Origin of the sequence: Pleionea litopenaei (assembly GCF_031198435.1) — a bacterium.
Lineage (GTDB): Bacteria > Pseudomonadota > Gammaproteobacteria > Enterobacterales > Kangiellaceae > Pleionea > Pleionea litopenaei.
Window position 1 is genome coordinate 758798 of the sequence record NZ_CP133548.1, and the last position, 20818, is coordinate 779615.

General features: G+C 42.3%; 14 protein-coding genes and 1 tRNA gene. 4 read left to right on the forward strand and 11 right to left on the reverse strand.

Annotated elements, in window-relative coordinates:
- Positions 1 to 93: 93 nt before the first annotated feature.
- The gene (locus Q9312_RS03280; protein ID WP_309203120.1) at positions 94 to 1701 is read right to left on the reverse strand and encodes an AbgT family transporter; all 1608 of its coding nucleotides are present in this window, start codon (positions 1699 to 1701) and stop codon (positions 94 to 96) included.
- 722 nt (positions 1702 to 2423) lie between these two features.
- On the opposite strand from Q9312_RS03280, the gene Q9312_RS03285 reads away from it, so the two are divergent.
- The 3 genes from Q9312_RS03285 to Q9312_RS03295 all read left to right on the forward strand — a co-directional run bounded on the left by Q9312_RS03285 (position 2424) and on the right by Q9312_RS03295 (position 6098).
- A protein-coding gene (locus Q9312_RS03285; protein ID WP_309202665.1) for an IS3 family transposase occupies positions 2424 to 3535 on the forward strand; the annotation gives its coding sequence in 2 pieces (ribosomal slippage) (positions 2424 to 2676 and positions 2676 to 3535; 1113 coding nt in all).
- Positions 3536 to 3714: 179 nt separating this feature from the next.
- The gene (locus Q9312_RS03290; protein WP_309203121.1) at positions 3715 to 4755 is read left to right on the forward strand and encodes an IS481 family transposase; all 1041 of its coding nucleotides are present in this window, start codon (positions 3715 to 3717) and stop codon (positions 4753 to 4755) included.
- A gap of 134 nt (positions 4756 to 4889) precedes the next feature.
- Positions 4890 to 6098 carry an IS256 family transposase gene (locus tag Q9312_RS03295; protein ID WP_309201191.1) on the forward strand — a complete coding sequence of 403 codons (1209 nt, stop codon included), beginning with the start codon at positions 4890 to 4892 and terminating at the stop codon, positions 6096 to 6098.
- A gap of 388 nt (positions 6099 to 6486) precedes the next feature.
- On the opposite strand, the gene Q9312_RS03300 is transcribed toward Q9312_RS03295, so the two are convergent.
- Complete coding sequence (locus tag Q9312_RS03300; RefSeq protein ID WP_309203122.1) at positions 6487 to 9093, reverse strand: site-2 protease family protein; 2607 nt, start codon at positions 9091 to 9093, stop codon at positions 6487 to 6489.
- Between the two features lie 274 nt (positions 9094 to 9367).
- Positions 9368 to 9444, reverse strand: a tRNA-Arg gene (locus Q9312_RS03305).
- 339 nt (positions 9445 to 9783) lie between these two features.
- Between Q9312_RS03305 and Q9312_RS03310 the strand changes: the two genes are divergently transcribed.
- The gene (locus Q9312_RS03310) at positions 9784 to 10212 is read left to right on the forward strand and encodes a hypothetical protein (protein WP_309203123.1); all 429 of its coding nucleotides are present in this window, start codon (positions 9784 to 9786) and stop codon (positions 10210 to 10212) included.
- 64 nt (positions 10213 to 10276) lie between these two features.
- Here Q9312_RS03310 and Q9312_RS03315 read toward each other — a convergent pair whose 3' ends face one another.
- The 8 genes from Q9312_RS03315 to Q9312_RS03350 all read right to left on the reverse strand — a co-directional run bounded on the left by Q9312_RS03315 (position 10277) and on the right by Q9312_RS03350 (position 20798).
- Positions 10277 to 12031 (reverse strand): acyl-CoA dehydrogenase family protein, encoded by a 1755-nt coding sequence (locus Q9312_RS03315; RefSeq protein WP_309203125.1) that lies wholly within the window; start codon positions 12029 to 12031, stop codon positions 10277 to 10279.
- Positions 12032 to 12162: 131 nt separating this feature from the next.
- Positions 12163 to 13827: an alanine/glycine:cation symporter family protein gene (locus Q9312_RS03320; protein WP_309203126.1), complete on the reverse strand. Its 1665-nt coding sequence runs from the start codon at positions 13825 to 13827 to the stop codon at positions 12163 to 12165.
- 153 nt (positions 13828 to 13980) lie between these two features.
- Positions 13981 to 14316: a pentapeptide repeat-containing protein gene (locus tag Q9312_RS03325; RefSeq protein WP_309203127.1), complete on the reverse strand. Its 336-nt coding sequence runs from the start codon at positions 14314 to 14316 to the stop codon at positions 13981 to 13983.
- A gap of 74 nt (positions 14317 to 14390) precedes the next feature.
- Positions 14391 to 15689 (reverse strand): sodium ion-translocating decarboxylase subunit beta, encoded by a 1299-nt coding sequence (locus Q9312_RS03330; protein WP_309203128.1) that lies wholly within the window; start codon positions 15687 to 15689, stop codon positions 14391 to 14393.
- 67 nt (positions 15690 to 15756) lie between these two features.
- Positions 15757 to 17562 (reverse strand): sodium-extruding oxaloacetate decarboxylase subunit alpha, encoded by a 1806-nt coding sequence (gene oadA, locus Q9312_RS03335; protein WP_309203129.1) that lies wholly within the window; start codon positions 17560 to 17562, stop codon positions 15757 to 15759.
- A 44-nt stretch (positions 17563 to 17606) separates the two neighbouring features.
- Positions 17607 to 17825, reverse strand: coding sequence for an OadG family protein (locus tag Q9312_RS03340; protein ID WP_309203130.1), 219 nt, complete (start codon positions 17823 to 17825; stop codon positions 17607 to 17609).
- Positions 17826 to 18512: 687 nt separating this feature from the next.
- Positions 18513 to 19568: a DNA polymerase IV gene (dinB, locus tag Q9312_RS03345; protein WP_309203132.1), complete on the reverse strand. Its 1056-nt coding sequence runs from the start codon at positions 19566 to 19568 to the stop codon at positions 18513 to 18515.
- Between the two features lie 3 nt (positions 19569 to 19571).
- Entirely contained in the window at positions 19572 to 20798 is a 1227-nt protein-coding gene (locus Q9312_RS03350; protein WP_309203133.1) for an ATP-binding protein, read from the reverse strand.
- Between the last annotated feature and the right edge of the window lie 20 nt (positions 20799 to 20818).

The window sequence follows — 20818 nt, forward strand, 5'->3', positions numbered from 1 at the left end:
CTTCTGTAAATTGTCTTTTTGTTTCGGCGCTGCTATTTATTAGTTAAAACGCTTTCAAGCCCCACAACGGAGGCTTGATTTACCTATGTAAAACTAAGGCGTGTAATATGTTTCTGCGCCTGGACCAACTGGCATGCCCAGCAAAAATACCCAAATGTAAAATAATGCTGTCCAAGCCACAAAAAAGATCATTGAGTAAGGAAGCATCATGGCAATGAGAGTGCCCATGCCTAAATTCTTTTGATAACGCGCCGCGATGGCAAGAATAAGACCGAAGTAACTCATCATAGGCGTTATAATATTCGACACTGAGTCACCAATTCGATATGCCGCCTGAATGACCTCAGGCGCAAACCCGATCAACATTAACATAGGCACAAAGATCGGTGCTGTTACTGCCCATTGTGCCGATGCGCTACCTAAACTAAGGTTAATCATTGCGCACATAATAATGAACAGGATAAACACTTCAGGGCCATCTAAACCTAAGTACTGTAAAAACGCAGCCCCTTTCACCGCGAGCACTGTACCCAAATTCGTCCATTTAAAGAAGGCTACGAACTGAGCCGCAAAGAATACTAAAGTAATGTACAGTCCAAGACTACCAATGCTCTTTCCCATTGCATCAATGACATCGCGATCGGTTTTCATTGTTCCCGCATGACGCCCATAAACAAAACCGGTAATAGCGAAGGATAAGAAGATAAATACCACGATTCCTTTAAGGAAGGGTGAACCGGCAACTGTGCCAGTCTCAGGATTTAATAAAATACCAAAACCAGGAATATCAACGTCTGGAACAATCGTTATGACTAAGGCGGCTATAACAATAAGAAAAGTGACACCCGCCCATTTCAGCGCTTTTATTTCTTGCGTTGATGGACGATCCATTTTTTGTTCACCCAAGTCGATCGATGCTTCATCATTGCTGTAACTGCCAAGTCTAGGTTCTACAATTTTTTCAGTAACAAAAGCACCTGCAGCGGCAATAACAAAGGTACTGACGATCATAAAATACCAATTGACTTCTGGCCCTACGACATAATCCGGATCAAGTAAATGCGCAGCCGATTCGGTAATGCCCGAGAGCAAAGGATCCACCGTACCCAAAAGTAGGTTTGCACTATACCCCCCAGATACTCCCGCAAAAGCAGCGGCTAATCCAGCCAGAGGATGCCTACCTAAAGAGTGAAAAATCATTGCCGCAAGTGGAATTAAAACGACATAACCCAACTCACTTGCCGTGTTCGATACAATTCCAGCAAAGACAACGGTAACCGTCACCATACGACGAGATGCATTCATTACCAAGGCACGCATAGCAGCTGACAACATTCCTGAGTGCTCAGCAACGGCGACGCCGAGCATGGCCACTAGAACCGTTCCTAGCGGCGCAAACCCGGTAAAGTTTGTCACCAATCCTGTGACTATTCTTTGAAGACCTTCGGCGTTCATCAAAGAAATAACCGTAATCATTCCATCAGCTGATCGCCCTGCACTACCTTCTGGTCTCGGGTCTGCAACACTCACGTCAAAATAGCCTAGAATTCCGCTTAAAAAGACGATGCCAAGCGCAAACATAGCAAACAAGGTAACAGGATGGGGTAACAAATTCCCCAACCACTCGACGGTAGCAAGAAAACGATTAAACCAACCCTTGTTAGCCGTCGCTGCAACTGAATTTGATGAATTATTAGTCAAGATAACACCTAGCGATTTTAGAATAGCGCAACAGTGTATAAAAAATTTAACCGTTACTCAAAATGAATTGCAGAATCTTATTGCCCCTCAAAATGATTACCCGATTTCTCAGGTGCGCAGAAGTCAACGGTCCGACGCTTCGGCCTGCGGCCTAGCCCTTAGGAGGACCATTATTTCCACCTACTTATCCATCTGTTTTTTGTGTAACCTGCTGATTTTACAAAGATTAAACTTGGCCCGAATCAAATTTGAAGTTTGCCACCTATCTGGGCTAAATTTGCGCGAGGTGGATTGAGGCCTGAGTTGCAATGGCCTTTCATTAGGTACAAATAGATGGTACTGAAGCAGAGATATCGTGGGATTTAGTTGCCTAGACATGAAAAAATACGCTTAAATGGGGCTTCCGAACTCTATCATATGTTTCCCGGGCGAGTCTTCTTGCCAGCAGAACCAGTAGCTCTAGAGTTTAATGCTAAAATAAGTCGTTTTCTCGCCCAATAAGTCTTAGTTAACTGCGTATCCCTCCTGTTACACACAGCTTTGGCAATATGAAACCCATTAATAGAAATGAATGTCCTTGAATAAGTTAGAGCTGTTGAAGTTATCGACCTATTCAAAAGGAATGAAGCCTGATTATGTTGCACTTGTAAACCTCCCCTAAAATAGTGGCATCTACATTTGGAGTTCTTCAGGGTAAACTAAACCCATAGGGAGAACTAGAAATGAAAAAATCACGCTACTCAGAAAGTCAGATCGTTAAGATCTTGAAGGAAGTCGAAAATGGCCGTTTGGTTAAAGAGGTGTGTAGGGAGTACGGGATAGCCGATGCGACCTATTACAACTGGAAATCAAAATATGGCGGAATGGAAGCTTCAGATGTTAAGCGGTTGAAGGAGCTAGAGGAAGAGAACCGTCGATTAAAGGCCATGTTTGCCGATCTCAGCCTTGAGCATAAGATCCTAAAGGACATCGTAGAAAAAAAGCTATAAAGCCAGCGATAAGGCGAGAACTTGTTGACTATGCGAGAACTCAGCATGGCGCAAGTTTGAGAATGGCCTGTCGCGCAGTTGGCATCAGTGATTCTACATATCGTTACAAGCCGGACCCGCATCGTGATGATGATGTCATCACGAAGCTACAAGAGGCAGCAGAGCGTTATCCTGCTTACGGTTTTAGTAAGTTATTTAAAATACTACGACGCTGGGGTCACCGATGGAATCACAAGCGTATCTATCGAGTTTATTGCATGCTGAACTTAAACAAACGGCGCAGAGGCAAAAGACGGCTGCCAACGCGAAGCCCAGAGCCACTTGCTATCCCTAGCTCAGCCAATCACTGTTGGTCGATGGACTTTATGAGTGACAGTTTATTCTGTGGTCGCCGCTTTCGAACGTTTAATTTGGTCGATGACTTTAATCGCGAGGCGCTCGCTATAGAAATAGATTTAAGCTTGCCAGCACCTCGTGTTATTCGCGTTCTGGAGCGAGTGATAGCATGGCGAGGTCAGCCAAGAAAGTTGCGAATGGATAATGGGCCAGAGTTTATTTCAACCGCACTAGCCGATTGGGCAGAAGAGCAGCAGATACAGCTGGAGTTTATAAAACCTGGGACGCCAACACAGAATTCATATGTAGAAAGATTTAATCGAACTTATCGAGATGAAATTTTAAATATGTATGTATTTAAAACACTCCAAGAGGTTCGGAAGATTACTGAGGATTGGATACGAGAGTACAACGAAGAAAGGCCGCACGACTCCCTGAATGATTTAACACCATGGGAGCATCTAGCCAGATTCAACAAGCCTGAAAACTCTAATTTAGAGTGCCACTAAAACAGGGAGGTTTACACAATGGTTTCACTTGACTCATTTGTCAAAGTAAAAACTGCAATAAAGCTATTATCTGAATTAGTCTCGACTTAATCTGACACATCAACTTGAAAAAGTGAGAGTTACCCGTTTTGATTAAAGGTGTCGAATCTTTAAATCAGAACGTTATAGAGGTAACTCTCATGCTACATACTAACAACCCAATCATAAAACACAAAGCTGGTTTACTTAACTTAGCAGAAGAACTCGGGAACGTATCGAAAGCCTGTAAGGTAATGGGCGTATCACGAGATACATTTTATCGCTATCAAGAACTGGTCGAAGAAGGCGGTATCGATGCCCTTATCAGCAAGAGCCGTCGCAACCCAAATGTTAAAAGTCGCGTTGATGAAGCCACAGAAACAGCGGTTATCAATTATGCCATTGAGTTTCCGGCACACGGCCAACACCGAACCAGTAACGAGTTGCGAAAGAAAGGAGTCTTTGTATCAGGGAGCGGTGTCCGGTCGATATGGCTCAGGCATGACCTAGAAAACTTTAAGAAGCGCTTGAAGGCACTGGAAGATAAGGTTGCTAAAGAGGGCATCATACTGACCGATAGCCAAATAGCTGCACTTGAGAAGAAGAAAAATGATGATGAAGCCTGTGGTGAGATTGAAACAGCTCACCCTGGCTACTTAGGCTCACAAGATACCTTTTATGTCGGTAACCTAAAGGGCGTTGGACGAATTTACCAACAAACCTTCATCGACACTTACAGCAAAGTTGCCTTTGCCAAACTCTACACCACAAAAACACCTATTACCGCAGCCGACATACTTAATGACAAAGTGCTACCTTACTTCCAGCAACATGAGTTACCCATGTTGCGAGTATTAACGGATCGCGGCACTGAGTATTGTGGAAAAGTTGAACATCACGACTATCAGCTGTATTTAGCAATCAATGACATCGAGCATACAAAGACTAAAGCAATGTCACCGCAAACCAATGGTATCTGCGAACGATTCCATAAAACGATATTGAACGAGTTCTACCAGGTTACATTTCGGAAGAAATTATACAGTTCACTGGATGAGCTTCAAAAGGATCTGGACGAATGGATAGTTTACTACAATAATGAACGCACCCATCAAGGAAAAATGTGTTGTGGACGAACGCCCAATGAAACATTAATTGATGGTAAGAGAATTTGGGCTGACAAAAATCTAGCTCAAATCTAAACTGACAGACACCAATTGAAAAACGGGTAACTGTCAGATTAAGTCTGAGCTAGTACATATTATCAACATCGAGACTGTAAATAACTCTGTGTAACTGTCTATTATTAACCTATTGAATAGGAGATGATAGACCTATGGACAAGAAAGAGGTTGAAGCCTGGGCTCGTAAAGCAGCCAAAGGCATAAAGACTGAAGAAGAGTTAAATGACTTTCGTCAGATGCTGACGAAGGTCACTGTCGAAACCGCTTTGAATGCAGAGCTTGATGAGCATTTGGGCTATGAAAGACACGCTCAGTCAGATTCTGATAATTATCGGAACGGCTATACACCGAAAACGCTTCTTACCGAAGATGGCCCACTCTCAATTGAAACGCCACGAGACCGGCAAGGCACATTCGAACCCCAGTTAGTCAAGAAGCAGCAAACTCGCTTCACTACGATGGACGAGAAAATCCTGAGCCTTTACGCCAAAGGGATGACGACTCGAGAAATCGTAGCCACGTTCAAAGACATGTATGATGCCGACGTCTCGCCCACATTGATTTCAAAAGTCACCAATGCAGTTATTGAGCAAGTCATTGAATGGCAGTCACGCCCACTAGATTCAATTTACCCCATCGTTTATCTGGACTGTATCGTGCTAAAAATTCGGCAAGATAAACAAGTCATCAACAAGTGCGTTTACTTGGCGCTAGGCGTCACTATGGAAGGCCACAAAGAGCTTTTAGGCTTGTGGTTATCAGAAAACGAGGGGGCTAAATTCTGGCTCAACGTTTTAACTGAACTTCAAAATCGAGGAGTTAAAGATATTCTCATTGCTTGTGTTGACGGTTTAAAAGGGTTTCCTGACGCCATCAACTCGGCTTATCCCGAAACGCAAGTACAGCTTTGTATAGTGCACATGATTCGAAACTCCGTTCGCTATGTTCCCTGGAAAGACTACAAGGCCGTGACAGCGGATTTAAAGCGCATTTATCAGTCAGCCACTGAAGAAGATGCGCTGCTTGCGTTAGAGCAATTCTCTGAGCGTTGGGACGATAAGTATCCGCAAATCAGTCGCTCCTGGAAAACTCATTGGCACAATCTAAATACGTTATTTAATTATCCGCCTGAAATACGCAAAGCCATTTATACGACCAATGCCATTGAGTCGCTCAACAGTGTGATTCGAAAGTCGATTAAGAAGCGAAAGCTCTTTCCATCAGATGACTCCGCCAAAAAAGTGGTTTATCTAGCGATTATGGACGCTTCGAAAAAATGGACTATGCCTATTAGAAATTGGAAAGCGGCCTTAAATCATTTTATGATTGTATTTGATGGCCGCTTAGATGACTATGTTTGAACTGGCAGTTACACAGAATAATTTACAGGGTCTCAACATCTAGCTTCAGTTTAAGGTTAAAAGTATCTTCTTTAGATTTAGCTGGAGTACTCGCGCTTATAAAAAACACCAATAATAATATTTTCTTCATTTTTTACCCTCAAAATACTCTCTAATCGAAAATGAGAATGCGTTAATTTGATTCTTTTTGTTCCGCAATATATTCAATTAGTCAAAGTAAATCCGGACACCCATGATTTTTTTGCCATTTAATCACAAAACCGTAATCAACTCATACTTTAAAAAAGGAGAGTTTTCAACTCGCTTAATGATTGGTGTTTCGTATTCTATTTATCAACCTCTATTGTTAGTAGAGACTCGTTAATTTAACGATGCGTGTTCACTATCATTACTTCTCTAACTTTTCCTTTTCGACAACGTTTTTTAATGCAGAATTAATTTTAAATGTTCGATAGGAATAGAGCTGGTTTTCTTGAATCGATTCGATTTCTGACATATCGAAAGAAGTTAAGTATTCATCCCAGTCAATCGACAGATTGCGACCAATACTCTGAGCTTCTTGATAAAAGCGGAGAGCCTCATCTCGATTATTTTGCTCTACTGCCATCACCATCATTTGAAGCGCCACATCTATTTTTGTGTAATCGAAATTATCCTCATCAATTGTCAGTGATTGATCATTTGCCAACTGATACGCTAACGCTGCGTATCGAGTGGCGCCGGGTAAGTCGTCACTGGCTAATAAAATCCAACTGAGGTTAGCATTGATTTGAACAGTTAATTCGAACATATCTTGCTCAGATATCAATTGCTGCAAAGTTAATAACGCTGATTCAGCATCTTTGTAACGACCTTGTGAAAAGTAAAATTCCGATTGGGCAAACAGCACATCGGCACGGCTTGGGCTTGAGACTTGCTGGCTATCTTGTTCTGCTTGTTGAAAATAGCGTTCAGCCAAAACAACATCATTTTCACTTGTGGCATAAGCGGCCATTTCTAACAAGCTCGCGATACTTAAGTCATAATGAGCGTTATGTTTATAATTTTGATAAGCCACTTCATAGAGATTAAGTACACTGCGATAGTTAACCTCTTTATAGGATGCAAATGTGCCTAATTGACGTAGCGCATTACTCTCACTTAGCGAAAGATTATTTTGTTTAAGCGGTGTTATCAATTGTTCATTGATGACTTGCTCGGTATTGATTGCCTGCGCCAGTACTGCAATTGAATACCAGCTTGATAAGTTTGGCTTGTTTTTTGACTCCTGCAGGATGTCATTAAAATAGTCATTAGCGGCATCGTCCGACAAGCTATAGGTCATATAAATTCCGGCATTTAACTTCGCCAAGAACTTTTCGTCAGGCGTTTGGGCATTTTCAATTTGTTCGTCATAATAGCCCTTACCTGACATGTATTGCGCATACAGATTGCCACCAAAGTAAATAAGCGGCGTCAAAATAATCGATAGGTACAAAGATAACGCAATGACCGTTTCCCACCATTTAGGTAGTCGATGTCGCATGCGCTCTAGCAGTTTTACCGAAAGCGTATATTTCTGATGAAAAGTAAACTTTTGATAAGGCTTAGTTAATAAAACGTTAAGAACTGAGGTTAAATTTTCACTTTCACTCGAGGGCTCATAACCTCGTTGCAAGACCAGACCCAGTACGTTTGTTTCAGTTAATTGACTAAACAGGCTCATGGCTAACAAAATAGCGAGCCCGGTTAATATTGGATCGCTAAGAAGCCAAGCGCCATACGCTATGGCTAGCGTGCTAATTACGATAAAAGCAAATTGCAGTCGAGGATGACGATCAAAAATAACCGCGTTCAGTAATTGGCCACCGTCAAGTGGAAAAAATGGCAAAAGATTTAAAAAGTTTAAAATAAACAAAATTAAAATCGTATCGTCGATCCACTCATTGTGTAAATCTGAATTTACATAGAGCAATACCCAGCCTAATAGAATGCCGGGCAATGGCCCCATTAAGCTAACGATAGCTTTTTGCAGTGCAGTTGGATCGTTTTTCTTACCTGATGCCGCAGCGCCGAATAGCGGAATAAATAAAATCTGTAGATCTCGATAACCAAATGCCCACATAGCCGCTATGTGTCCTAGCTCGTGAAACAACACGACTAAAATTAAGATTACAATAAAGTCTAAGGACATGGTCATTCCAAACGCCATGGCAAACACCAATACACTGACAAAAAACAACAGGGTTTTGGTGTAACGGCTAAATTGTGTTGATTGCGACACTTCTCGGTTACAGAAAATCGCATGGCGTTCGGCAGCTAATAATACGTTTTGTTGAGAAGGTGTAATTTCACGTTCATTGTTAGTTTTGCTCAAGGCTAATTTACGCTTGTTTAATACTTTTAAGCCTTTATATAGTCGTTTATAAAACTCGGTTGCGTGTTGCAATGTAAATGCATAGTACCCTTCTTTCGCCGTTAGCATTTTCTGATTCAACAACGAATTAAAAAATGTTTTATATAAAGTATTACGAGCAACCATGTAGCTTTCAGCACTCAATCGTAAAACGCTGGCCATTCCTTGCGTTGAACCAATATATCGCTGTTCGCTGGCTTTATGCGCTTCAATAACATCGACGATGTTATCGGCCAAAGCATCTTCCATTATAAAATCAGGGCTTTCACCAATAACCGAATGCTTTTCATAATTCATGGTAAGCAATGTTGTGCCGTCATCAAAATAACTGTAAACGTTAAATTTAATTGGTGATTCGATATCCGGTTCTAAATGAGGGGTTACTTCTATAACATGACGGTGCTCTGGATGTGACATAACGATAGTCCAAGCGGGACTGCTCAGTTCAGCTCGAATTTCTTTCGACTGATAACATACCAAAAACTGATAACCTAGCTCGGCGAGTTCCTGCTCACCAGCCATTAAACACGCTTGAATGGAATCTGGAATATGCTTGCGCTCAGACAATACCGCCACAGGTTGCTGAAGCTTGACATTCATTATCGTGAACCAAAGTTTGCCGCGAATAAAAACAACCAACAAAAGCCAAAACGCAATAAACAAAAAAATAAATTCCAAGATTAATAAGCTCCGTATCGTAAGTGTGATAGCCAATACTGGTTAGGCTGTTAAATTCCATTACTTAGTTTTAGTTCGGTCATCCGTAACCAATCATTTTTCGTGGCAAACGTTAAATTGATAATTAGCAAACATGGTGGTGCGCCCGGCAGGAGTCGACGGTCCGACGCTTCGGCCTGCGGCCTAGCCTTGAGTCTGGTGCGCCCGGCAGGAGTCGAACCTGCGGCCTACCCCTTAGGAGGGGGTCGCTCTATCCAGCTGAGCTACGGGCGCTTTAATAACCGGCTTTACTAACTGGCTTTATAACTAGATTTATAACCACGCTAATTTTAACTCCATTTTGAACTTAGCGGTAGGACAAACAACGGAGTGATACAAAAGATTTTTGCGCATTTATTAGACAATAAGGTATCAATATTCCGGTTTTATAAATCAATGAGCAATCAATTGAAGTATGCGTTAGCTCTAATTGCTATAACTAGAAACAAATACGCGCATTATCAATAACTTATATTTCTGTTTATTTTTTAATCTAACGCAAGTAGAGATACACTATTACGCTCTTTTGAACTAATCTTTATAGGACGTTGGCAAAGACACGGAGAGCTCTCAATGATGTACCAACAAATACCCGCGTTGTTTTATTCATTAAAACCAAGGTTCGAAAAAACCGAGTCCGTTCGAATTACGCAGTCGCAGTTTGAACAGCTAAAGGAACTAGTTACCGATTACTGTTACACCCACGATGCGCCACGCTTAAAAGGTCTTGTAAAAAGAGTGCAAAGACGGATTGAGCAGCACGCAGAACACCATCTCTGGCATACCGAGTTTGATTATATTTCTGACCATCTTATCGGTGCGATGAAAGAAAATGGTTACTGTCGCATGGAGGATGATCTCAACTCCGTTGTTTCAGTACTGAATCGAAACTCAGAGCGAGCTTCGGCCCGTAACAGTGGCCGTAGTCGTCATAATGACAGCATGATGTTTAGTCAGTCAGTACGAAACATTTTTGATAAATGGTTACACCGTTCGCCTTAACCTCATAAAAAAAGCCTTCATGATGAAGGCTTTTTTCATTGCTGCTTTGTGGTGAAGCGATTCTTTAAATCAACTCGTCTGATAATTCAAACGTCGACAAATAGCCCTTGCTGATTGAGGCCACGTAACTGTCTATTCTGGGCATCAAGTGATCATAAAAGAACTGGCATGCAGCTAACTTTCGTTGTTTTTGTAAGTCAGTTAAAACGTCACTTACGTTCAATTGTTTCAACCACAACCAACCACCAATCACATAAGCGACCGCATTAAGATATTCCACAGCACCGCCTTGCGCGGCAAAAGCATTTTCTTGCGACTGCTTAATAATTGTTTGGCTCAAATCTTTAACCTTAGCTAAATCGATCGTTAACTGATCGGCAAAAGCTTTAAACTCGGCATTTGTTCCGGCAATGGTCTGAGAAATTTGTTCAAATAGATCAAACAAAACCGCTCCTTGATCAGCGCAAACCTTTCTAACGACGAGATCTTGCGCTTGAATCCCATTGGTTCCCTCATAAATCTGAGCAATACGAGCGTCACGAGCAAACTGTTCCACACCCCACTCACGAATATATCCGTGTCCACCAAGAACCTGGATCCCATGATTACAGTTTTCGTAACCTGTATCGGTGAAGAAGGCTTTGGCAATAGGTGTTAATAAAGCAACCATTTTTGATGCTTGAGATTTTACGGATTCGTCAGTCGAGTGTTCTTCAAGATCGATATTCATGGCCAGCAACACCGACAGAGCGCGGTTAACTTCATTGGTTGCACGCATGGTTAAGAGCATTCGTCTCACGTCAGCATGTTCTAAAATCGCTGCTCCTTTTTTACCTTCTCGAATGCTGCGACCCTGAATTCGTTCTTCAGCGTATTGCCGTGCCACTTGATAAGAGACTTCTGCTAGACCGGTTCCTTGAAGAGCAATGCTCAGTCGTTCTTTGTTCATCATAGTGAACATGCAGGCCAACCCTTTGTTGGGCTCACCAATAATATAACCCGTCGCGTCGTCAAAGTTCATCACACAAGTAGCCGATCCCTTGATGCCCATTTTGTGCTCAATAGAGCCACAAGAAACGCCATTGCGCTCACCTAAAGAGCCGTCTTCGTTGACTAATACTTTGGGAACGAGAAACAACGAGATTCCTCGTGGTCCCGCTGGGGCATCTGGAAGTCTCGCTAAAACTAGATGCACAATGTTGTCAGTAAGATCGTGCTCACCGCCGGTAATGAAAATTTTCGTACCAGAAATTTTAAACTCACCGTTATCAGTAGGTTCTGCTTTGGTTTTTAAAATTCCTAGGTCAGAACCAGAATGCGGCTCTGTTAAACACATAGCGCCAGACCAAACACCCGACTGCATATTTTCTAAATACGTTTGTTTAAGTTCGTCACTAGCATGGGCAGCAATGGCAGCGCATGCTCCGGCTGTTAAACTAGGGTACAGGGTAAACGAAGTGTTTGCAGCGTAAAGCATCTCCTCCACCAGAACGTGTAAGGCTTTTGGGAGGCCTTGTCCACCATATTCTGGAGAGCCATTGATGCCCTGCCACCCACCTTCACAAAACTGCTGATAGGCTTCTTTGAATCCCTTAGGGGTAATAACTCGATCACCATCTTGCTGACACCCTTCCTCATCTCCATCACGGTTAAGAGGATAGAGTACGTTTTCGGCAAACTTCGCACCTTCTTCGAGTACGGCTTCGTATAAATCATAATCAAAGTCTTCAAATACTTCGATGTCTTTAAATTGCTGTTGTACGTCGAAAACGTTTTTTAATAAAAACGCCATATCATCAACAGGGGCTTTATAAGTCATAATCTGTTCCTGACTGGTCTGTATAAAAAAAGGCTTTAAACTCATTACTAAGTCTAAAGCCCTTTGCTGTTCAAGTAAACTGGTCTAATCAGTTTGTTAAGGCTTTGTAATACCTTTTTGAACTGTACCGTTTAATCGGCGTGGTTTTTCTTAAAGTGTTCCCAGTAATCATTGACGGTTTTTTTCATGTCTTTATGCAACATCAAAATACCGATCAAATTGGGTATGGTCATCAGTGCAACCGTAACATAAGCGACGTTCCAAATGACCGTAGTGTCTACCATCGAAGCAGTTAAGAAACATCCAACATACAATAAACGATAGGGAAGAACGCCCCGCTCTCCCACTAAATAGATAACCGCACGATCGCCGTAATACGACCAAGCGATGGCTGTACTAAAGGCAAAGAGAAGCAGCCCTATCGCAACAATGTACTCACCATACTCGCCCATGGCGCTACTAAACGCTGCAATCGTAAGAGGTACTGAGTGAACCAGTGACTTACCGGTGATGCTGACGCCAGAGGTTGCATCTGGCTTGCCTTCGCTGATAAGTAACTCGCCGTTGAATGGTGCTCCATCTTTACTGTAGACAACATCTTCAGCAACCGATTTCGCATTGATAAGCGTGAAGTCCTTATTGATGCTTGAGCCATCTTTTATAATCAACTTGCCAGAGTATGCTTTAACCTCGCTCTCAACACTGTTCACATAGGCCGAAAGCTTCGCTATGTCGCCTTCATTCTTATCACTATAAACACCTGCGACATAAATCATATCGGACTGATCGAATGTATTTTCAAATTTTTGTGTCCAAACGCCCGACGATAAAATCGCTAAGCCAGTAATGGTACAAATGATAATAGTGTCGATAAATGGCTCTAATAGACTTACCATGCCTTCGGACGCTGGCTCATTGCCTTTTGCGCTAGCATGCGCAATCGCCGCTGAACCTTGACCGGCTTCATTCGAAAATAGACCACGAGCAACTCCTTTTTCAAGAGCAAAGGCAAACGTTGCACCTAAGAAGCCGCCGACAGCCGCCGAACCGCTAAAAATATCCCCGAAAATGGCCATGAAAGACGGACCGATATTTTGGTAGTTAGTAAAAATAACGACCAAAGCCCCAACGACATAAACCAGTGCCATGGTAGGAACGATCGCCTCTGCCACATGAGCGATTCGTTTGATTCCGCCAACAATAACCAGCGCAAGTATCACCGAAAGTACTGCCCCAGTAATCCACGCTTCAATATTAAACGTCGTTTCAATAGCGGCCGCAATGCTATTGATTTGCGGCATATTGCCCGAACCGATAGAGCTAACGATTGTGGCGACAGCAAAAATGACCGCCAACCACTTCATGTTTAGTTTTCTCTCCATGTAATACATGGGTCCACCGGCCATGGTACCGTCTTTGGTTTGTACACGATATTTATGCGACAAGGTTACTTCGACAAACTTGGTGGTCATACCCAAAAATGCAGTGATCCACATCCAGAATAAGGCAGCCGGCCCACCCAAAAACAGAGCTAAGGCAACGCCGCCAATATTTCCGGTACCAACCGTTCCAGAAAGCGCCGTCGTTAGCGCTTGAAAGTGAGATGTATCGCCAGGTGCATCGTCTTTTGCGTATTTACCACGCAAAATACGGGTTGCTTGACCAAAATAACGAATTTGAGGGAACTTTAAATAAATCGTAAAGAACAGGCCTGTTCCTAGCAGAAGTATCGGAAAATAGCCTGCTGACCCTAAGTACCCGTCAATAGCGAGTAAAAAATCATTAAACGCGTCCAAACCCTTGTCTCCAACAATTTTTGATTAAAAAACAGCCTCTTACGGGCTTTTAAGAAAATAAAATCGACGCTAAAGATACCATAGGTAGACAGTGACCACCAGAAACCTGTGCGATCTGTATAGAAGGAGAAGTTTTTTGTGCACTATTAACGATTATTGATACCGCATTCGTGTTCCACGTGCGATGGATAACTCAATTTCGTTGGGGTTTAGCTCAACGGGAAAATAGCAACCGGAGACATGAGCACTTGCAATACTCGCCCCACGGAGATTAGATTGTGAGAAGTCAACTCCGCGCAAATCTGCCCCACGAAAATAGGCACCGCTGAAATTAATCCCTGTGGCATTCAACCCACGAAGGTCAAGGCCTCGAAAGTCACAGTTACTAAAATCTAATTTATCAACAGACGCCCTTTGTTTGTTAAATGCGGCGACTTGCTCGTTGCGCAAAAGCTGATAGAGAGGATCATCAATAATTTTAACGGTCATTGTTCAACTCGCACTCATCTAGATAGATACAAAAAAGTATAGTTTTTATTCTACAGAATGCGAGTAGGTTACCTTTAGCCAACGATCGCCAGTAACACCCCAGCGGCCACGGCAGAGCCAATAACGCCTGCTACATTTGGCCCCATGGCATGCATCAATAAAAAGTTATGTGGGTTCGCTTGCAGTCCAACTTTGTTGACGACTCGAGCGGCCATAGGCACGGCTGAAACGCCAGCGGCACCAATTAATGGATTAATAGGATGCTTGCTAAATCGACCTAGCAATTTTGCCATTAAAACACCACTGGCTGTTCCAATTGAGAAAGCCACAGCTCCTAATGCCAAAATCCCTAAGGTTTCTAACGCTAGAAATTTATCCGCGGATAACTTAGAGCCAACACTTAACCCTAAGAATATGGTAACGATGTTAATCAAACTGTTTTGAGTGGTGTTACTTAGTCGTTCTACCACACCACACTCTTTCATTAAATTACCAAAGCAGAACATCCCTATTAGCGGTGCTGCCGATGGTAAAAAGATCGCGCATAACAGGAGGACCATAATGGGGAAAATAATTTTTTCTAATTGGCTCACATGTCGCAATTGCTTCATTTCAATTGCTCGTTCCTGCTCGCTCGTAAACAACTTCATAATTGGCGGTTGAATGATGGGTACTAGCGCCATATAAGAATAGGCGGCAACGGCAATGGCTCCTAATAATTCTGGAGACAGACGAGACGCTAAAAAGATGGCCGTTGGTCCATCGGCTCCACCAATGATTGCAATGGCCGACGCGTCTTGTAAAGAAAAGTCGAAGCCAGGAATCAAATCGAGTGCCAAGGCTCCAATCAGTGTCGCAAAAATACCAAATTGAGCGGCGGCTCCGAGAAATAGTGTTCTAGGGTTTGCAATTAAAGCGCCAAAATCGGTCATTGCGCCTACACCCATAAATATAATCAAAGGCGCGGCACCGCTCGCAACGGCAACGGAGTAAAAGTTATACAGCATGCCATTTTCGAAACCCAAGTCTCGGGCTGTTTGCAGGGCTGCTAGATGTTCAGCTTGCGGCGCGGAAGAATAGAGCTTAAGTAGTTCTTGAGCCGAATTAACGGTTGCCCCGAGACTGTCTGCGATGGCCGCAAGCACTTGTGGTTGTGCACTACCTATCGCGTTTTCTACGGCATCGAAAGCCAAACCAGCACTGGGAATGTTAGCGAGTACACCGCCAAAACCAATCGTTACCAACAACAAGGGTTCAAACTTTTTCGCGATGGCCAAATACAGTAAAGCTAAACCAACGAGAATCATAATTCCCTGACCCCAGGTAAAATTGGCAATACCGGTATCGTTCCAAAGCTTTAATAAACCATCCATACCTTTTCTCTTAATTTTAGCGGTTTTTGATCGATGTAAAACTAATTACAGTGGCAGCGATGCGTCTTTAAAACGCTACCAAAACATCGCCAACTTTCACGGCATCACCTTCAGAAACTAACACGTTAGATACCACTCCATCTTGTTGCGCTTTAACTTCGGTTTCCATTTTCATCGCTTCTAAAACCACGATTGTTTGACCAGCAGAAACCTGATCGCCCTGCTTCACATTAACTTTAAATATATTGCCAGCTAACGGCGCAGCTAAAGTAGCACCGGATGAAACAGTTGTGCTCGATGCTGTTGCGGATGATGCTGCACTGGACGATCCGGCAGAAGAAGCATTAACTTGCGCGACCGAACCATCAGGAGCAACCGTTACAGAGTATTGTTTTCCGTTCACAGTCACTTGATAATTTTCTGGTCCAGAAGCTTTACCATGTTGGATACTTTGAGAAACGGATGAAGCTGTATCACCGGAAGCGCTAGGTGCAGGTTCAAATGCATCGGCGTTGTTTCTGTTCTTTAAAAACTTTAAACCAATTTGAGGGAACAAAGCATAAATTAAAACCGAATCGACAGCCTCGCCTTCAATTTCAAATCCCTCTTTGTCAGCGAGTGATAAAAGCTCAGTCGTGAGCTTTTCCATTTCTGCCTCTAATAAGTCGGCAGGACGACAGGTAATCGCTTCATTTCCCTCTAACACGCGTTGTTGCAATGATTCGTTAACCGGCGCTGGTGTTGCTCCATATTCACCCTTAAGCACACCAGCCGTTTCTTTGCTTATGTTTTTATAGCGTTCACCAGACAGTACGTTGAGCACGGCTTGTGTACCAACAATTTGCGACGTTGGGGTCACCAAAGGGATAAACCCTAAATCTTCTCGTACCTTCGGAATCTCTGCTAATACTTCGTCGAATTTATCTTCCGCACCCTGCTCTTTTAGTTGGTTTTCCATGTTTGTTAACATACCGCCAGGAACTTGCGAGCGAATAATTCGAGCATCAACTCCTTTAAGACTGCCTTCCCATTTAGCATACTTCTTTCTTACCACTCTAAAGTAAGCGGCAATCTCTTCGAGTAAATCTAAGTTCAGCTGAGTATCACGTGACGTTCCTTCAAACATCGAAACAATCGTTTCTGTAGGTGAGTGTCCATAAGTAAGGCTCATTGATGAAATACTGGTGTCGACCATGTCTACGTTAGCTTCAACGGCTTTCAAAATCGTTGGCGTGCTAAAACCAGTGGTTGCATGACAATGTAACGCAATAGGAACCGAAACCGCTTCTTTTAAACGGCTCACTAAGTCTTGCGCAACATAAGGTTTTAAAAGACCGGCCATGTCTTTAATACAAATGGAATGAGCCCCCATGGATTCTAACTGCTTGGCCATTGTTACCCATTTATCGATGGTATGGACTGGGCTTACCGTATAAGACAAGGTGCCTTGCGCATGTTTTTCGTTCTCAACTACCGCTTTAATCGCAGTCTCTAAATTTCTCGGGTCGTTCATAGCATCAAAAACACGAAAGACATCCATCCCGTTGACAGCGCAACGCTCAACAAATTTTCGAACAACGTCGTCGGCATAATGACGGTAGCCTAGAATATTCTGAGCTCGAAACAGCATCTGCATCGGAGTATTGGGCATAGCACTTTTTAATAATCTAAGACGTTCCCAAGGATCCTCTCCCAAAAACCGTATGCAAGAATCGAATGTCGCACCGCCCCAAGTTTCAGCGGACCAATACCCTACCTGATCCAGTTTTTCGGCAATCGGTAACATATCATCTATTCGCAACCTGGTAGCAAAAAGAGATTGATGAGCATCACGTAAGACGACATCGGTAATTTTTAGTTTTTGACTGTTCATAAGTATCCTTCTCTCTCAAGACTCGGTGGTAGAGCCATGCAATGTTACTTATTTCTAAAGCGATGAATGGCGGCGGAGATAACAGCTAAAAGCTCATGGTCAGTTTGTGCTTCTGAAGCTGACCCTTCGGAAGTTTGTTCAGGAAAAAATCGCGTAATTATTGAAGAGGCCAGAGTGATAAAGATGACCAACAAGGTAAGAAATGCGAACACGGTTCCCATACCTATCAGCATTAATGATAAACCCTCTAAGAAATTGCCCATCGTGAAACCTCCTCAATAAATCAAACCCGTATCATCTTAACGATAGCGTAAACTAGACTGCATCTTACTCAAAAGCCCTGAGCCTCAATTCGAGCCTCACTTTTTAACATCAAAATGCAGTCTAACCCTATGTTGATAGCTCTCTGGCTAACACTGGCTTGTCGATAGTACAGCAAGCCTTAAGACGAATATTCAATACTTCAGTTTGTGCAAAGAGTCGAGCAGATTTCAGGCTCGATTAAGCGAACTGACTCAAGTCGTAGCATTGGCTGTATTTTAATTGTAGCTACTTCGTTTTATCCCAATCGAAGTCACTATCTTTTTATCTTTCTAATTCTGTGAAAAGCTGTCTAACTTTATGAATAATGGTCTTACTTTGTGAACAACTGTCTTACTTTATAAACAACTGTCCATCTTAGTGAACAAGGAAACATGCTGATGTTTGACTAACTAGTATAGTTGCTTTTAAACATTTACTTGGCTATACAACCATTTTCTCTTAATAATTATTAGATTCTCTTATTTATTATTATATTCTCTTATCTATTATCAAAACGAAGACCGCTTCACTCGTTTTATTCTAATTGTGCGATGCAGTAAATCAAGAAATAAGATTAAAGTCAAATGACCAAAAGTTACCAAATAGTCTCAAAGTAAATAAGCGTTTCCAATAGGTCGGTTTTCAGGTCAGTAAAAAGGTAAAGATAATTGCTCCAACTCCCCTTCTACCTGACTATTTAACCTTACCCCAACACCTAACAAACGTACACCTTTCGGTTTCGAGTCAATCCCTTCTCGTATAAGCTCTTCTAACACGTCCAATAATAAATATTCAGCTCTCCGTTCTCGGGTGATCACTGTAAAGTCAGAAAATTTAACCTTTATAAATAGTGAACGGAAATCATTAGACTTTGCGCGCGCAATCCTTAATTTTAGGCTATCTAAAAGTTCGGGTAATTTATTCAAAACTTCATTAATATCTTTACAGTCTTCAGAAAAGGTCTTTTCAACACTGATTGACTTACGCTCTCTTTCGCTTTTCACTTCTCGTTCATCAATTCCTCGAGCATAACGATAAAGCGAACGACCAAAGCGCCCGAATTTGTCTGTCAAAAAACGTTCACTTGCTTCTTGCAAGTCACCACAGCTGCGAAAGTTTAAGTTATTTAATTTACGTGCGGTAACTTTTCCTACACCGTGTATCTTATTCACTGGTAAGTTAAAGACAAATGACTCAACTTGTTCTGGAGTGATCACCATCAAACCATTCGGTTTATTCCAATCACTCGCGATCTTTGCTAAAAATTTATTAGGCGCAACACCTGCCGACGCGGTCAAACTGAGTTCGGCTTCAATCGTTTCTTTTAAGTCTTTCGCGATGAGAGTGGCACTTCCCTTAAATTTAGTGCTTTCAGACACATCAAGGTAGGCTTCATCAAGACTGAGAGGCTCTATTATTGACGTGTATCTAGAAAATATTTCTAGTATTTGTTTAGAAACATTTCGGTATTTATTGAGATTTGGGGGAACAATGATCAAATCTGGGCAACGCTTTTTTGCGATAGCGGATGAGAGCGCAGAGTGAACACCAAACTCACGAGCGATGTAGTTGCAGGTCGCTATGACACCTCGACGATCTGAGCGGCCGCCCACCGCTAAAGGTACATTTTTTAAATTTGGGTTGTCTCTGGCTTCGACGGCGGCGTAAAAACAATCCATATCAACATGAATAATTTTACGCACGCGTTAATTAACTCGTTTAAAAACAAAACAAATTTTGAAGCACGCTCCGTCAGTATATAAAGGATCTATTTCTATGGTTCCACCATAGTGATGGACCAATTCGGCGACGACTGATAGACCAATTCCTTGTCCTTCAGTTTGTTCATCTAAACGATGGCCTCTTTGTAAAACCAGCTCATGTTTTTCTTTTGGTATGCCAGGGCCATCATCTTTAATAAAAATTTCAAGCTGATGCCCAACATCAATGGAAGATGCGTTCACGTCTACCCAAACATTTTCAGACGTCCACTTACCCGCGTTATCAAGCAAATTACCAAGCATCTCCATTAAATCGCCTTCATCACCAAAAAATCGAGCTGAAGCATCGCCTTTATAGGTAAATTTAACGCATTTGCTTTGATAAACTTTTTCTAAAGCGGAAAGAATTTTCTCAATACAAATATCCACATTAACCGATGAAAGCATACTTCCAGAAGAGCCAGAAACAGCTCTGGTAAGTTGATACTGAATAATTTCATCCATTCGATTAATTTGACTGTTTACTAATGCTTGATCGGTGGTACCACCATGCACTTCTCCTTTAATAACAGCTAAAGGCGTTTTTAAACTGTGTGCCAAATTCGATAACGTGTTGCGGTATTTTTCTCGCTGCTGTCTCTCTGCCTCGATTAAAAAGTTAAGATTTTGCGTCAAAGGATATAATTCTCTTGGGTAGTCGCCTTGTAAAGAATGTTGCTGTCCAGATTCAATTTTTTTCAAATCAAACGCAATTAAATCGAGCGGTCTAAGACCCCAATGAAGGGCTAGTAACTGAATAAGAACCATCAGAATAAGCACTAGAAACAATCCACTCCATAGTGTCACTCGGAAGTCATCGATAATCGCTTGTAATAAATGACTTTCTTGCAACAAAGTAAACTGGTAATAATGCTCTGAACCATCAAAACTTTCCCAAATAACCGCGTATCGTAAACGATAAAATTTTACGTTATTTACAATGGCTCTATCGAACAAATAGTCTCCAGTAGGAATGACTTCAGCTAGCTGTAAGTCGAGATCGACTGCACTAAATGATCGCCATAGCTCTCGGCCGACACCCGTATAGACAAAAGCGTAATTACCACTGTCAATTTGATTGAAGGTATCTTCTCGAACAACCTCAGGTAAATATAACTTTCCTGGTTCTTCCTCTTCCGCCGCTGTGAGTAACATTAGAAGCTGGGTTTTCATTCGCTCATTTAATTGAGTCG